At 62.7% G+C, this 13627-nt stretch carries 12 protein-coding genes; 4 read left to right on the top strand and 8 right to left on the bottom strand.

The annotated features are described in order from the left end of the window. Positions 1 to 14 precede the first annotated feature (14 nt). The gene (locus AB0K60_RS01375; protein WP_364047290.1) at positions 15 to 1472 is read left to right on the top strand and encodes an ATP-binding protein; all 1458 of its coding nucleotides are present in this window, start codon (positions 15 to 17) and stop codon (positions 1470 to 1472) included. Between the two features lie 132 nt (positions 1473 to 1604). Next, positions 1605 to 1736, top strand: a complete 132-nt coding sequence (locus tag AB0K60_RS01370; protein WP_364047287.1) for a hypothetical protein — start codon at positions 1605 to 1607, stop codon at positions 1734 to 1736. Position 1737: 1 nt separating this feature from the next. On the opposite strand, the gene AB0K60_RS01365 is transcribed toward AB0K60_RS01370, so the two are convergent. Beyond that, a complete protein-coding gene (locus AB0K60_RS01365; RefSeq protein WP_364047284.1) occupies positions 1738 to 2217 on the bottom strand; it encodes an ATP-binding protein in 480 nt (159 codons plus the stop codon). Positions 2218 to 2388: 171 nt separating this feature from the next. Here AB0K60_RS01365 and AB0K60_RS01360 point away from each other — a divergent pair, with 171 nt between their 5' ends. Further along, positions 2389 to 3216 carry a helix-turn-helix transcriptional regulator gene (locus AB0K60_RS01360; RefSeq protein WP_364047281.1) on the top strand — a complete coding sequence of 276 codons (828 nt, stop codon included), beginning with the start codon at positions 2389 to 2391 and terminating at the stop codon, positions 3214 to 3216. Beyond that, a complete protein-coding gene (locus AB0K60_RS01355; RefSeq protein WP_364047278.1) occupies positions 3204 to 3449 on the top strand; it encodes a DUF397 domain-containing protein in 246 nt (81 codons plus the stop codon). Before AB0K60_RS01360 ends, AB0K60_RS01355 begins: the two co-directional genes overlap by 13 nt. On the opposite strand, the gene AB0K60_RS01350 is transcribed toward AB0K60_RS01355, so the two are convergent. The 7 genes from AB0K60_RS01350 to AB0K60_RS01320 form a co-directional block, all read right to left on the bottom strand. Continuing rightward, positions 3450 to 4028: a hypothetical protein gene (locus AB0K60_RS01350; protein ID WP_364047275.1), complete on the bottom strand. Its 579-nt coding sequence runs from the start codon at positions 4026 to 4028 to the stop codon at positions 3450 to 3452. Beyond that, positions 4025 to 6229: a hypothetical protein gene (locus tag AB0K60_RS01345; protein WP_364047272.1), complete on the bottom strand. Its 2205-nt coding sequence runs from the start codon at positions 6227 to 6229 to the stop codon at positions 4025 to 4027. Before AB0K60_RS01345 ends, AB0K60_RS01350 begins: the two co-directional genes overlap by 4 nt. Then, positions 6226 to 6468 carry a hypothetical protein gene (locus AB0K60_RS01340; RefSeq protein WP_364047269.1) on the bottom strand — a complete coding sequence of 81 codons (243 nt, stop codon included), beginning with the start codon at positions 6466 to 6468 and terminating at the stop codon, positions 6226 to 6228. Before AB0K60_RS01340 ends, AB0K60_RS01345 begins: the two co-directional genes overlap by 4 nt. 292 nt (positions 6469 to 6760) lie before the next feature. Continuing rightward, entirely contained in the window at positions 6761 to 9928 is a 3168-nt protein-coding gene (locus tag AB0K60_RS01335) for a type I restriction endonuclease subunit R (RefSeq protein WP_364048131.1), read from the bottom strand. After that, positions 9912 to 10985, bottom strand: a complete 1074-nt coding sequence (locus tag AB0K60_RS01330) for a virulence RhuM family protein (protein ID WP_364047266.1) — start codon at positions 10983 to 10985, stop codon at positions 9912 to 9914. The genes AB0K60_RS01335 and AB0K60_RS01330 overlap by 17 nt, the downstream gene beginning before the upstream one ends. After that, positions 10982 to 12064 carry a restriction endonuclease subunit S gene (locus AB0K60_RS01325; protein ID WP_364047263.1) on the bottom strand — a complete coding sequence of 361 codons (1083 nt, stop codon included), beginning with the start codon at positions 12062 to 12064 and terminating at the stop codon, positions 10982 to 10984. Before AB0K60_RS01325 ends, AB0K60_RS01330 begins: the two co-directional genes overlap by 4 nt. Further along, on the bottom strand, positions 12057 to 13616 hold the full coding sequence (locus AB0K60_RS01320; RefSeq protein ID WP_364047260.1) for a class I SAM-dependent DNA methyltransferase: 1560 nt from the start codon (positions 13614 to 13616) through the stop codon (positions 12057 to 12059). Before AB0K60_RS01320 ends, AB0K60_RS01325 begins: the two co-directional genes overlap by 8 nt. Between the last annotated feature and the right edge of the window lie 11 nt (positions 13617 to 13627).

The following is a 13627-nucleotide window of genomic DNA, read 5'->3' as shown; positions in this document are numbered from 1 at the left end:
CTTACCTTGGAGCCATGGAGTTCGTCGGCCGATCCGAAGATCTTCGCGTGCTGGAGGAGCAGCTTCGTGTGGTTGTCGAAGGCAGAGGCGGCACACGCGGTCGGGCCCTCATCATCACGGGGCGTCGGCGCGTGGGGAAGTCGCGGCTCGTCCAGGAGTTCTGCGATCGGTCAGGTCTGCCGTACGTGGTGTTCCAGGCGACCAAAGGGCGTAGCCCGGCGGCGGAGCGGCGGGACCTCGCCCAGGCCATCGCGTGCTCGGCGCTGCCGGGGAGGCAGCTCGTCGAAGGGCTCGAACCCGCGGACTGGAACCACGCGCTTCGTTCCGTCGCCGTGGCCGCGAGCGAGCAGAGTCCATGCGTCGTCGTCCTGGACGAGGTCCCCTGGCTGGTGGAGCAGGATCGCGAGTTCGAAGGGGCGCTTCAGACCGCCTGGGATCGGCACCTGTCCTCTCGGCCGATCCTGTTGATCCTGGTCGGCAGCGACCTGTCGGTGATGGAGTCGCTGCAGGAGTACGGCCGGCCGTTCTTCGGTCGGGCGGCCCGGATGACCGTACGCCCGCTGCACCTCGGCGACGTCGCGGAAATGACGGGGCTGAGCGCCACCGACGCCGTCGACGCCCTTCTCATCACCGGCGGATTCCCCGAGGTGGTCCGCTCGTGGACCCCCGGGATGACCCGGGCCGACTTCCTGCGGGCGAGCCTGGCCAACCCCTTGTCTCCCCTGCTCGCCTCCGGCGAGCTGTCGATGCTGGGCGAGTTCCCGGCGGCCACCCTGGCGCGTGCCGTACTGGAGGCGATCGGTACGGGCGAGCGCACCTTCGCCGCCATCGCCAAACGGGCCGGCGTCACAGGACCGCTGCCCTCCGGCACGCTCGCCCCCATCGTCAACAACCTGATCGCCAAACGGGTCGTGAGCGTGGACCTGCCGCTGTCGACGCAACCCGACACCAGGAACAAGCGGTATCGGGTGGCCGATCCCTACCTGCGCTTCTGGCTGGCGTTCCTGCAGCGGGCCGTAGCCGAAAGCGAACGCGGTCGCCCGGATATGGCGTTGCGCCGCATCGAGCGCTCCTGGACCGCCTGGCGTGGCCGCGCCGTGGAGCCGATCATTCGTGAATCCCTGGCCCGCCTCCTGCCGGACGACGCCTGGCCCGAGACCGAGGCCATCGGCGGCTGGTGGAACCGCCGGAACAACCCCGAGATCGACCTCGTCGGCGCAGACAGGGAACCGGTAGCCGGACAAATCCACTTCGTCGGGTCGATCAAATGGCTGGATTCCCAGCCCTTCGATCGCCACGACTACGACGCACTCGCCCGCGACGCCACCTTCGTCCCCGGCACCACCCCCACAACGCCCAAGGTCGCGGTATCAAGGGCAGGAGTCGAACCGGCGCTGCCACTGGACGCGATCTGGACGCCAGAAGACCTTCTCGCAGCCTGGACCAGCCCACCGGCGGCGCCACGGCATTGACTTCGCGGGACCGCCGCCTCCCCCGTGCGGGGCTCTCCGGAATCAGAGATTGTGGGAACCTCCAGGGCTAGGGCGACCCGAGACTCCACACACCAGATCGACCCAGGCGCGATCAAACCGGGGCAGACGGCTGTGCTGGAGCTCAGCGTCGGCGAGGGCGAGGCGGGCACGGTCGCGGGCATCTGGGCCGGCATCTCCAATGGACCGGTGGCCCCGTGCGAGCTGGTCGACAGCGACGAGGCCCCGCTCGGCCCGGTGAACTGATCTACGAATTCCGTGCCTGGTCGGGCGTCTTAACGATTTCGAACCAGGTGGTACGGCCCGCGTCGTCGGCCCAGGTTCCCCAGTCCCGGGCCAGGCACTCCACCAGGAACATGCCGCGCCCGTAGGTGGCGTCGGACACGTACAGCACTCTCGGGACGTCGGCGGAACCGCCCGCGTCGATGACCTCGACACGGTAGGCGTCGCCGACGTCGAGCACCGCGACGGTGAAGACCCCGTCGGCGCTCGACGTGTGGCGGATCGCGTTGGCGGCGAGTTCGCTGGTGAGCAGGACGATGTCGTGCAGGACGGCGGGATCGGCGATCGGGGCGAGCAGGCGGCGCACCATTCGGCGGGCATCCCCCACCGCGGCCGTCACGCCCGGGAACTCCAGCGCCCCGAGCACGGTGGCGCTCGCCATCCCGCCGTCCGGGACGCGGCGGGTCGTGACGGTCGGGGTCTGCTCCCGGCGGCGGTGGCTCACGTCTGACACCTCTTTTTGGCTCGATTTTTAGATTCGGCCACCAACCCTGCCCGAGAGCATCACTGTACGTGATTGAATGATGACTGCAGTCGGGATCCGTCGCCGTCTCGGGGGCGGCGACGGACCGGTTGAGCTCGGTCAAGCGCGTGTTGAGATGAGGAGAGCCGAGCCATGGACGTGTTGCCCAGACCCGACCCGAGCGCAAGCCCCCTGGCCTTCTTCGGGTATGAGCTCCGGCGCATCCGCGAAGAGGCGGGCCTGACCCAGGAGCAACTCGGCGAACTCATCAACTACTCGGGCGCCCAGGTCAGCGCGGTCGAGAACGCCAAACGCAACCCAAAGAAGGACTTCGCCGACCGCTGCGACGAAGCCCTCAAAACCGGCGGCCATCTCGCCAGCACCTGGGTGATGGTCCGCCGCGGAGCTCACCGTCCGCCGGTTCGCTCGTTCTTGGAACTTGAACGTGAGGCGACGTGCATACGCAACTTCCAACCCATCAACGTGCCTGGACTACTGCAAACAGAGGCTTACGCTCGGGCTCTCATGCGCGCGGCATGTCCTGGCGACGAGGACGAGCAGATCGAAGCACGTGTCGCAGAGCGCATGGAGCGCAAGAAGATCATGCAGGGGACCAGCCACGTCAGGCTATTCGCCGTATTTGACGAGGTGGTTCTTCACCGACGCGTCGGAGACGAACGCATAATGTGTGATCAGCTCCAGAGCCTCCTCGATGCTCTGCGCCATCCGAGGGTCACGCTTCAGGTTATTCCTGCCTCTGTTGGCGCCCATCCAGGGTCGAACGGCCCGATCGTGCTCCTGTCCTTTCAGCGCTCGTCGGATGTGGTGTACTTTGACCATGCTGGCGGAGGGCAGGTCGTTGACAGTTCCGACGAGGTTGCGGAGGCGAGCTATCTCTTCGATGCACTGCGCTCAGAGGCTCTACCGCAGAGTGCGTCGAGCGAGCTGATCAGGGAGGCCATGAAACGATGGACCCAATGAAACCGATATGGCGCAAATCCAGTTACAGCGGCGGGCATAATGAATGCGTGGAAGCAGCGGCCATATGGCGAAGGTCCAGCCGGAGTGTCGATAACGAAAAATACACCGAAGCAGCAAGTTTGAATCGGTTTGTTGCGCTACGCGACAGCAAAGATCCGACCGGCCTTCACCTATATTTCACCCCGACCGAATGGAACGCCTTCCTTCTTGAAATCCGAGAGAGCAGCCGCTAACTATTTCCCGAGATCACATTTATATAGTTCCGCGTAACGCTTCTGCCCAATCCTCATCAACTCGATCATATCATTGATCGAGTTCCTGCCGCTGACAAACTCCCGGAATCTCATGATGAGCAGCCTCACTTTACCACCACAGGTAAATTTAGAGACTACTTGATACGGCTCCTCATCTCCGGGAATATAGGCGGCCATGCCTTTACCCAGCGACTCCGGAACCGCAGTCCCATCATGTCGAGTCAGCGTCTCAATTCGATCACTGACAAGATTATCTATATCCTTATCCGTCCAGTCGCCATGCACGCTCGACCAAGCCACGTCCAGCAGGCCGGAGGAATTATTATGCGCATCGCAATCGCCGTCATCTGATGTTCCGTCCGAGACTTCCGATAGCGGCTGCGTAGAGCCACTTATCAGCCGCAGAGCATGTTCAGGGACGAACTTGCACACATATGGCGGCGCGTCGACTATCGCCGGAATCGCGGTCGGAGTCGGCGCGTCTGCCGGTTCATTGCTGCACGCAGCGACAACGAGAAGAAGCGAGGCAAGCGAAGCACCAAATCGATAAGAGGTCAACGATCTGCCTCCGTATTAGACGAGGTGCGCAAGTTGAGATAGTCGTCAACCTCGTTCGTTTTGCGGAAGGTCGTATCGAAACGATCACGCAAGTCATACGCACCCCCTTTCTCACCGGCCCATTCAAGGAAGTCTGCATACTGGGCTGGGGTCATTTTCTCAAACGGTATTATGGCATCTTTTCCTTCGACCGCGAAGGATTGCCCTCGCAAAGGCACGCCGTCGAATACTCCCTTGCTCAGCATGGCCGTGGCGATGAGCTGTTCGGAAAGCTTGCTCACGGCTAGGCGGTTACCCGCAAGCACAGAATGCGTTTCCCCTAGGCTGCGCCCACTTTCTGAGATTGTACTTGCAACCCGCCGAGCTATTTCATCGTAGCCCATGTTTGTGATCTTCTCATATTCCTTGGTAAGCAGTGAGCCAAATGCTCCGGTCGCAAGTTCACTGACCTGTTTAGCTCCTGGCACGGGGAACAAACCAATGGCGTCGCGCACCATGGTTCTCAGTGCCTCATCCGCCTTTTTGTCCTCTAGACCCTGCGCTATCAACGCCTGCCGTCTGATCTCCACGATATGGCCGAATGGGCGCGCTTCCGCCACGATCAGGTTAACCAGTGCATCCTTGACATCGCTCTTGCTCAACACTCCATCTTGATCGCCGTCATATTGTTTGAGGTCATCAATGCTGTAACCGAACTCCGCAAGATCGGACTTGTTCAGTCCAACCGGTGGGGCCCCGGCGAGGGCATGGCGCATATGCTCCGTCTGCGCACGCATAAGAGCCTCGAATGCCTTGTCATCGCGGACGGCAAGGGCAATCGCCCAGGACATCCGCTCCGCGTCGACACCATGGAATGTCGCACGATTTACCAGGAGTCGAAATACTTGATCAATATTCGCGGCAAGAGCACGTCCAAGCGGGTATTGCAAATGGTCCATCCGGTCTAGTGCCGCTCCGTTAGCAATCTCTAAATTGCCATCGTCGCCCGTTCGGAAGTGTTTCTCCGCCTCCACCGAGAGTGCGTTGATCATATCGGCGGCCAATTTCTTGGAGTTCGGATCCTGGCCGGTCGTGGTGTTGATCAGTATTGAGTTGAGTAGCGACTGTTGGTGGGTGTACTTGAAGACGTCGAGGCGTGTGGTGACAAGATGCGCCAGGATCGAGACTTTCCAGCCGGGCGGGGTGTGGGCGAGGAGGGCCTGAGAAGCCTCCTTGTTGAAACCTGCGGCGTGCAGTAGATCTTCTACGACCGATGGCTTGATCTTCGTGCCTTCGGCCGTTGCCACGCCTGGGCCTGGTTTGAGATATGTGCCGAGGTCGAGCACGCCAGCGATGTTGGGCAGGCTCAGGTGCGAGAAGCCATAAGACTTGCTTGCGGCCCAGCGGTCCGCGTACAACTCCGCCTCGTAGGCGATGGCGTCCTGGCCGACGGTCTGCATGAACTTGGCGGAGAAGGGGGGCTTGCCGTCGTGGGCGGCCCAGATCAGGGCCTGGGACTGGTAGCCGGAGTAGCGGATGTCGCCGAGGAGGTGTTCGGCGCGGCCTTCCTTCTGCAGGGCGTCGAGAAAGGCGTCGCCCGCGTAGGCGGGGTGTTTGGGGTCGGTGGCCTGGGCGAGGGCCTCGCTGAGCATGGCCAATACCTGCTTGCCCTGCTCGGAGAGGTGGTTCAGGCGCTCGGCGTCCTTTTCCCTTCTGGCCTCGTGCAGAGACTTGGCCAGGGCTGCCGGGAGGCCGGTCAGGCCGTGGGCGCCGAGTTTTTCGATGAAGACCTTGGTGAATTCGGCGTCGTTGAGGCGGTCGGCGTACTTTTTCAAGCGTTCCAGGGCCTTGGCGTCGCCTTGGGCGGCCTGGCGGGCGGCGTTGGCGGCCACGCTGCCGTCGAGGAGGGCGCGGGCGGTCTCCAATTTGTCGGGGAGGTGTAGGTAGGAGCCTTCGGGTAGGGAGAGGCCGAAGGCGACCTTTTCGCGCTGCATCTCCTGGATGAGTACCTGGCGGCGGCGCAGATCCTCTGCCTGGCGGCCGACCTGGGCGGCGAGTTCGCGGATGCGGGCGGCGGGGGTGGTGTCGAGACCCGCGCCTTGGAGTTCGCGGTGCAGGGCTCGGGCGAGCTCCTCCAGGCGGTCGGCGGCCTGCGTGTGCTTAGCCGCCATCACGTCGAACTCGGGCAGTTTCACGCCGGTGAAATCGGAGCCGCCGCTCATGGCCTCTCCGGCAGCGCGGCCAGGCGGGCGCGGGCGCTTTCCACGGCGTTGGCCAGGCATTCACGCAATGTCCGCTGATGGGCGTGCACGTCGGCCCCGAACCGATCGCCGCTGGGGCCCAGCCACGCCCGGTTCCGCATCAGCCCGCAGGTGGCGTCGAGCGCCCACCAGTGCTCGTCCGACAACCGCTGAATCCGCTCCACCGCCGCTTGCAGGTCCGCCCGACTGGGATCGGCCACACCGGTCTCCTCGTATGGCTCGCCGAATGGTAGGGGGCTGTGAGGCAGCTCTCCACGTCTGACTAACGCCACTCAACACCATAGCGTCGAATGCCGTAGAAATTTGTTCAGTTCAGATGCGGCATGGAGGAGACTCACATCGGTCAGTCAACGAGGACCGATCTCGACTGATAGAAATGCCCTATTTATACCGTCCGAAACCATTACCATTCAGGCGTATATGCGCGCCGAACCGCTGCGAGTGGTGATTCAGCAGCGCGCGCATCGTCGGGTAACCGGAGCGAGACGAGCGCTACTTCGTGTGCTCTGCAGCGATTGTCTCCATTTGGCTGATGACGAGCGCGATCGCCTCCTGCTGCGCGTCCGGCGGGTAGCCGTGCCTGGCCAGGAGCCGCTTGATGGTCGAACGGACCTTGGCTCGCACGTCATCGCGGTACACCCAGTCGGTCTTCACGTCCTTCTTCACGATCCTGACCAGGTCGCGTGCGATGTCCGCCAGTTTTCCTTCACCCATCACCGACACGGCCGACTCATTGGCGGCAACCGCGTCGTAGAACGCCAACTCGTCCGGGTTGAGCTCTGGATTGAAGTTCTTGCCTCGGTCGGCGTCGGTCGCGACATCCCGGGCAAGCCGTACAAGCTCTTCGATGATCTGCGCGGCGGTGAGGTTCTGGTTGGTGTACTTGCGCATGAGTTCCATCAGCTTGTCACTGAAGCTCTGCTGCCGGACGATGTTGTTTCGGGTGACCTCTCGCATCTTGCCCTCGATGAGCCGGCGTAGCGCCTCGATGGCCAAGTGAGGATTGCGCGCCTGACGCATGCGCCGGATGAAGTCGTCATTGAGGGTTGAGAGGTTCGGCCTGTCGATGCCAGCCGCGGCATAGATGTCGGTGACCCCGTCGGCCTCGATCGCGCTCGCGGTCAACTGGCGCAGGTAGAGCTCGACGTCAGCGGGGATGGGCAGACCGCGGGCCCGGCGCTCCTCGGCGTCGAACTTGGCCATCCAGACTCGGACCGCCACGAAGAACGCGATATCGTCGCGGAAGTCGCTCAGGTCCGTGGAACGGGAGCAGAGCGCCCAGAGCCGTTCCAACTTGGTCGCGGCCCTGGTGAACCGTGCACCCAGCGGGTGTTCCGCGTCCGGCGGGGTGTTGGCGGGATTGCGCAGAAACTCGACGGCTCCGGTCACGGCGTGGATGAACGCCTTAGGTGATCTGGCGGCCAGTCGCCTGCGCCACGGGTAGCCGTGCAGAATGCCCTCGATGACGGCGTGCTGGTTCTTCACCTCGTCCACCGCGCGATCGATGTCACGCCCCAGCGGTTGGCGCTGCCGATCTTCGTCGGTGTACTCCGCGATCGCCCTCATGAGGTTGTCGCTGAGCGGGGCGTACCCGACGAGCAGGCCGTCCTGCTTGCCGCGGAATCTACGGTTGACGCGGGCGAGGGTCTGCATGAGCTGGGCGTCCTTCATCGGACGGTCGACATACAGCGTGTGCAGCGGCGGGGCGTCGAAGCCGGTCAGCCACATCGACTGGACGATCACGATCTCCAGTCCGTCGTCCGGGTTCTTCATCCGGGCCTGGATGGCGCTCACCTGCGACTTGCGCCGGACGTGCTTGGCGACCTTCGCGGTGTCCTTGCTGCTTCCGGTGTAGACCGCCTTGATCTTCCCGGTGGCGTCATCATCCGTGTGCCAGTCACGCTTTAAGCTGATAATTCGGTCGTAGACATCGGCGCAGATCTCCCGCGTGGCACAGACGATCATCGCCTTACCGCGTACCCCGATGAACTTCTCCATCTGCGTCGCGCGCTCGTCCCAGTGCGCGACGATATCCTCAGCCAGGGTCCGCACCCGGTCATCAGCGCCGTACACGGCATTGATGACCTGGACGTTCCGCCGGATACGCTCCTTCTCCGAGTCGTCCATGCCGGCCATGGCCTCGTCGGCACGTTCGTCGATCTCGTCGGGGTCGACGTCCGCCGGCAAGGTCACCGGAATGAGCCTGCTCTCGTAGTACACCGGGACCGTGGTGCCGTCGTCCACCGCCCGGGTGAGGTCGTAGATCGGGCGAATGTAGTCGCCGAAGACCTGCCGGGTGTTGCGGTCCTCTTTCGAGATCGGCGTGCCGGTGAACGCGATCATCGTGGCGTGCGGCAGGGCGTCCCGCAGGTGCCGGGCGTATCCGTCCAGGTCGTCGTAGTGGCTCCGATGAGCCTCATCGACGATCACGACGATGTTGTTACGGTCCGAGAGCAGCGGATGCTTGGCACCCGCCTCCTTCTCCGCCTTGGTCTTTCCGAACTTCTGCAACGTGGAGAAGATGATCCCGCCGTAGGTCCGCCCCGTGAGTTCGGCCCGGAGCTCCTCGCGGGTGGACGCCTGCACCGCCTTCTCAGGAAGCAACTCGCTCGCGGCGAACGTGCCCCAGAGCTGGTCGTCCAGGTCGGTCCGGTCGGTGAGCACGAGAATCGTCGGATTGCCGAGGGCCGGGTGCCGCATCACCTGGTTGGCGTACAGCTCCATCTCCATGGACTTCCCGGAGCCCTGGGTGTGCCAGACCACCCCGCCCAGGCCGTTGGTCCGCACCGCCTCGACGGTTCGAACCACCGCCTCCTCCACCACGAAATACTGATGGGGCTTGGCAATCCGCTTGATCAAGCCGCTCTTGCCATGGGCGAAGGTGACATAGCCGTCGACGAGCTTGACGAACCGCTCCTGATCGAACAGCCCGTGCAGAAGAAGGTTGAGCGGGAGATTCTCGTCCGCGTCCAGTCGATCGGTGACCTTCTCGCCCTTATCGTCGACGTTCCACCGTGTGAAATGCTCGAACGGCGTGAACGGTGTGCCGTACGCCGCCGTGATCCCATCGCTGACCACGCCGGCCACGGTGGCGCTGAACGCCAGCGGGAACTCCGCGACATACCGCATGAGCTGCGCGTGCGCCCCGCGCAGATCCGCCCCTTCGGCCCCGGCCTTCTTCAGCTCGACGACCGCGACCGGCAGCCCGTTGCAGAACAGCACGATGTCGAATCGGCGATGGTGCTCGCCCTGTCGGACCGTCACCTGGTTCGCCACGACAAAGTCGTTGTCGTACGGCTCCCGCAGGTCGATCAGCCGGATCGTCGGAGTGCGCTCGATCCCTTGCCCATCGGTGTAGGTGATCCGAAGGCCGCTGTCCCGCCCGACCATGTAGTCGTGGATCCGCTTGTTCTCGGCGATGCCATGCTGTGAGGCCGGGGACACGACTCGCTGGAGCGCGTCCTCCACCACCGATGGCGGCAGCTCCGGGTTGAGCTTCACGATCGCCTCACGGAGCCGACCCCGGAGGATCAGCTCCGACCACGACGCCCGTTCCCCCGACCCCGGGTTGAGCGAGATTCCTGAGACCGGACGCCATCCCAGCTCGCCCAGGATGTCCAGGGCGAGCGCTTCCCACTGAGCCTCAGACAGATCCTTCATGACGTCCTTCGTCTCTGTCATCGTCAAGCCGCTCAAGCTCGTCGATCGCATCCGGGTATACCTGTGCGAACAGGTCCCGCTCCTCGCGCAGGGCTTCGGTCTCAGCGCGCGCGGCCTCCAGTTCACGGCGCTGCGCGTCGAAATCGAGGAATCGCTCGTGCGCGATCGCCCTGGCCGCATCGGCGGAGACGGAACCGGCCCCGGCGAGCACCGGCATGTCGTTCATCTCAATGAACCGGTCAGTCGCGATCACCCAATCGGCCATCGAGATCTGCTGCCGCCTCCTGGTCCGCAGCTCGGCGAAGTCCAGAAACTGGGTGGTCAGCATGTTCAACGTGGCAATCTCCTCGGAATCCAGGTAGTTCTTGGACACCACCACGTCGTCCTTCCTGACCCGTGACCCCTTCCACGAGGTCAGCCCCATGTTGGGCTTCGCCGCGTCCGCCCGCTTGACGATCATCTCGGCCGCCGTGCAGCCGGTCACCGCGTAGATCAGCTTGTTCTGGACGGTCGCGAAAAAGGTCCGGGCCGTCTCGGAGGTGCCCTCGTAGTCGACGCTCGTAGCAGCGAACAGATCCCGGATCTTCTGGTAGAACCGCTTCTCCGAGGCACGGATCTCCCGGATCCGCTCCAGCAGCTCGTCGAAGTAGTCGAAGCCGCCGGGGTCCTTGAGCCGCTCATCGTTAAGGGCGAATCCCTTGACGAGGTAGTCCCGGAGCACGGTCGTCGCCCAGGTCCGGAACTGGATACCGCGCGGTGAACGAACCCGGTACCCGACTGCGAGGATCATGTCGAGGTTGTAGACCTGCACCTCACGGCGAACCCGCCGTGAACCCTCCATTCGAACTATTTCCTGTTGGGAAATAGTTGCGTTGGTGAGCTCCCCGTCGTCAAGGATCGACGCGATGTGCTTGTTGATGTTCGGCACACCCGTGTCGAACAGCTCGGCCATCTGAGCCTGCGACAGCCATACCGTCCCGCCGACTGCGCGGAACTGGATATGGGAGCGCCCGTCCTCGGTGCGGTAGAGAACAAAACCTCCGTCAGAGTCACTCATGTTGCCTCCTCCGCCAGCTTCTCTGCATCCCTGACGCGGACCTGTCCCGATATGAGCTTCGGCAGCAAGGTGTCTCGAAGTTCGGCCAAACTTTCTGATTCGCGAGCCAACTGGTGCTGAAGGCCCATGAGCGGCCTCGAGAATTCAGTGAAGGCGCAGGCCACCTCTACGCTCGGAAGCTCGACTTTCAGCGAAAGAGCAGCATCCCGGTTCAGTCCCGGAATTGCAGAATCACCCACCCTGCCCCGAAGGTCGACAGAGCCGAGAAGGAAGAACAGGAACTCCATCGGATAAACTTCAGTTAGTGGCGACACATAAAAAGCTGTATCGATAGGCCAGAACCCTTCCTGAGACCAGGAAACAGACCCCGCATTTGCCCCCTTTCTGCCAATAATAATTCCTGGCCCCTCTACAAGCGCGAAATCATGCAGCCCCGACACACCGTTACCGCCATAGACGGGAACTTTCCCATGCACTCGATCTCCCACCTTTAGCGCCTTGCCATACTTCAGTTCGATAATGTGCCTCAATTCCGTCACTCTCCCCCCGTCAAGGCACCTTAAACCATCAAACTTAGCCTGCAGCAATTTCTTCGAGGTAGCGATCGCGAGGCCATTTACGGCGATCTTGTCGTCAATCGCGCCCAGCACCTCGACTACAGCATCCTGGTACGACCGCTCCGGTAGCCGGATTGTGATCCTATCCAGTGCCGACCGGGTCAGCTTCGGCTGCGTGGATCCCGTTATATAGCCCGATATATCGGTCCCAGATAACACGTAGGACAGGTAGCGAGTGTTCGCATATTCGTTCCCCTGAACTACATGTGCGTGGTTATTGACCCAGAATTTTCCTGAGACCATAAAGGCGATCGGAGTTTTCCGGGTTCTCAGATTTTCTCCATCTTCCGATATAAGCAGATAGTCGCCATCGAAAAGATATCCGTCGACGTAATCGACAACCCCCGAAGCTCCATAATAAGGATATGGGCCAGGTCTTCTATCGGCTCCCGCAACCGGGACTCGCCGCGCGTCATAGTTCACCGTCACATTCCCCAGAAGGAAAGTCTCCCAATCAGACATCAATGCGCTCCAGGCTCCGACGAACAACCTTTTCTAGTCGCGCAGACTCGTCGAAGTGAGCGAGTAGTTCCGCAGTCAAGCGCTCAACTTTCTCGACGATCGGCTCGCCGTCTGCGTCCTCGGCTTCAACGGTACCCACATACCGGCCGGGAGTGAGCACGTAGTCCTGCTCACTGACCTTCTCCTTCGTGGCGGAGTAACAGAATCCAGGAACATCCTTATAAATTCTCCCGGCTGCGCGGGCGGAAGTTACACCCAACCAGGCGTGGTAGGTATTCGAGACGAGTGCAATGTCCTCATCAGTGAGCACCCGCTCGGTCCGGTCCACCATTGAGCCCATATTCCGAGCGTCGATAAATAGAATCTGACCGCGTCGGTCGTGTTTACCTTCCCGCCCGCTCTTATCCTTGGCGAAAATCCACAAACAAGCCGGAATCTGCGTGGTTCGGAAGAGCTGTGGGGGAAGCGCGACCATGCATGCCACAACGTCGTGCTCGACGAGTTTTCTCCGGATATCCCCTTCCCCCGATTGCCTGGACGCCATCGATCCGTTCGCCATCACGACGCCGGCGACGCCACGCTCCCCAAGCTTGGAGATGATGTGCTGCATCCAGGCGAAGTTGGCGTTTCCGGCCGGAGGCGTACCGAAGCGCCAGCGGGGGTCGTCGGCGACGCGGTGCCAGTCGGACATGTTGAAGGGGGGGTTGGCCAGGATGTAGTCGGCCTTGAGATCGGGGTGGCGGTCGGAGTGGAAGGTGTCGGCCCAGGACGAGGAGAGGTCGGCGCCGATGCCGTGGATGGCGAGGTTCATCTTGGCCAGGCGCCAGGTGCGCTCGTTGGCCTCTTGGCCGTAGACGGCGAGGTCGGTCCGGTGGTTCTTGCCGCGGTGCGCCTCGACGAACTTCTCGGCTTGGACGAACATGCCGCCTGAGCCGCAGCAGGGGTCGTAGATGCGTCCCTCGTACGGCTCCAGCATCTCGACCAGGAGCCGTACGACGCTGGAGGGGGTGTAGAACTCGCCGCCACGCTTGCCCTCGGCTCGGGCGAACTTCTCCAGGAAGTACTCGTAGACCTCACCGAGCACGTCCCGTGCCGAACGGTCACCATGGCCGGTGAAGCGAGCATCACTGATCAAGTCGACCAGTTCGCCGAGGCGCCGCTGGTCGACGCCCTCCCGGTTGAAGATCTTGGCGAGCACGCCCTTGAGCGGCGGGTTCTCGTCCATGATGGCCTGCATCGCGCCATCGAGCAGCCGACCGATGCCGGCGCTCTTGGCGTTGGCAGCGAGGTAGGACCAGCGCGCCGCCTCGGGCACCCAGAAAACTCCGTGGCCACGGTATTCGTCGATGTCGTCGAGGAAGGCGTCGAGCTGCGTCTCGGGAATGCCGTCGGCGAGGATCTCCTCCCGGATCTGCCCCCTGCGCTCGTCGAAGGCGTCGGAGATGTACTTCAGGAAGACCAGGCCGAGAACGAAGTCCTTGTACTGCGCGGCGTCCATGGAGCCGCGCAGTTTGTCCGCGGCCTTCCACAGGGTCTCGCGCAGGTCGGCCATGGTTCGCATGC

It is taken from the genome of Thermopolyspora sp. NPDC052614, assembly GCF_040678635.1.
Taxonomy (GTDB): domain Bacteria; phylum Actinomycetota; class Actinomycetes; order Streptosporangiales; family Streptosporangiaceae; genus Thermopolyspora.
Note: the sequence above shows the minus strand (reverse complement) of the source record. Positions and strands in the feature narration are given on the sequence as shown.

Bases quoted from the DNA above. Each gene is read 5' to 3' on its own strand.
- AB0K60_RS01325 (WP_364047263.1), bottom strand. From the start codon at position 12,064: ATGTCTGATTGGGAGACTTTCCTTCTGGGGAATGTGACGGTGAACTAT.
- AB0K60_RS01355 (WP_364047278.1), top strand. From the start codon at position 3,204: ATGGACCCAATGAAACCGATATGGCGCAAATCCAGTTACAGCGGCGGG.
- AB0K60_RS01345 (WP_364047272.1), bottom strand. From the start codon at position 6,229: ATGAGCGGCGGCTCCGATTTCACCGGCGTGAAACTGCCCGAGTTCGAC.
- AB0K60_RS01360 (WP_364047281.1), top strand. From the start codon at position 2,389: ATGGACGTGTTGCCCAGACCCGACCCGAGCGCAAGCCCCCTGGCCTTC.
- AB0K60_RS01320 (WP_364047260.1), bottom strand. From the start codon at position 13,616: ATGGCCGACCTGCGCGAGACCCTGTGGAAGGCCGCGGACAAACTGCGC.
- AB0K60_RS01330 (WP_364047266.1), bottom strand. From the start codon at position 10,985: ATGAGTGACTCTGACGGAGGTTTTGTTCTCTACCGCACCGAGGACGGG.
- AB0K60_RS01375 (WP_364047290.1), top strand. From the start codon at position 15: ATGGAGTTCGTCGGCCGATCCGAAGATCTTCGCGTGCTGGAGGAGCAG.
- AB0K60_RS01335 (WP_364048131.1), bottom strand. From the start codon at position 9,928: ATGAAGGATCTGTCTGAGGCTCAGTGGGAAGCGCTCGCCCTGGACATC.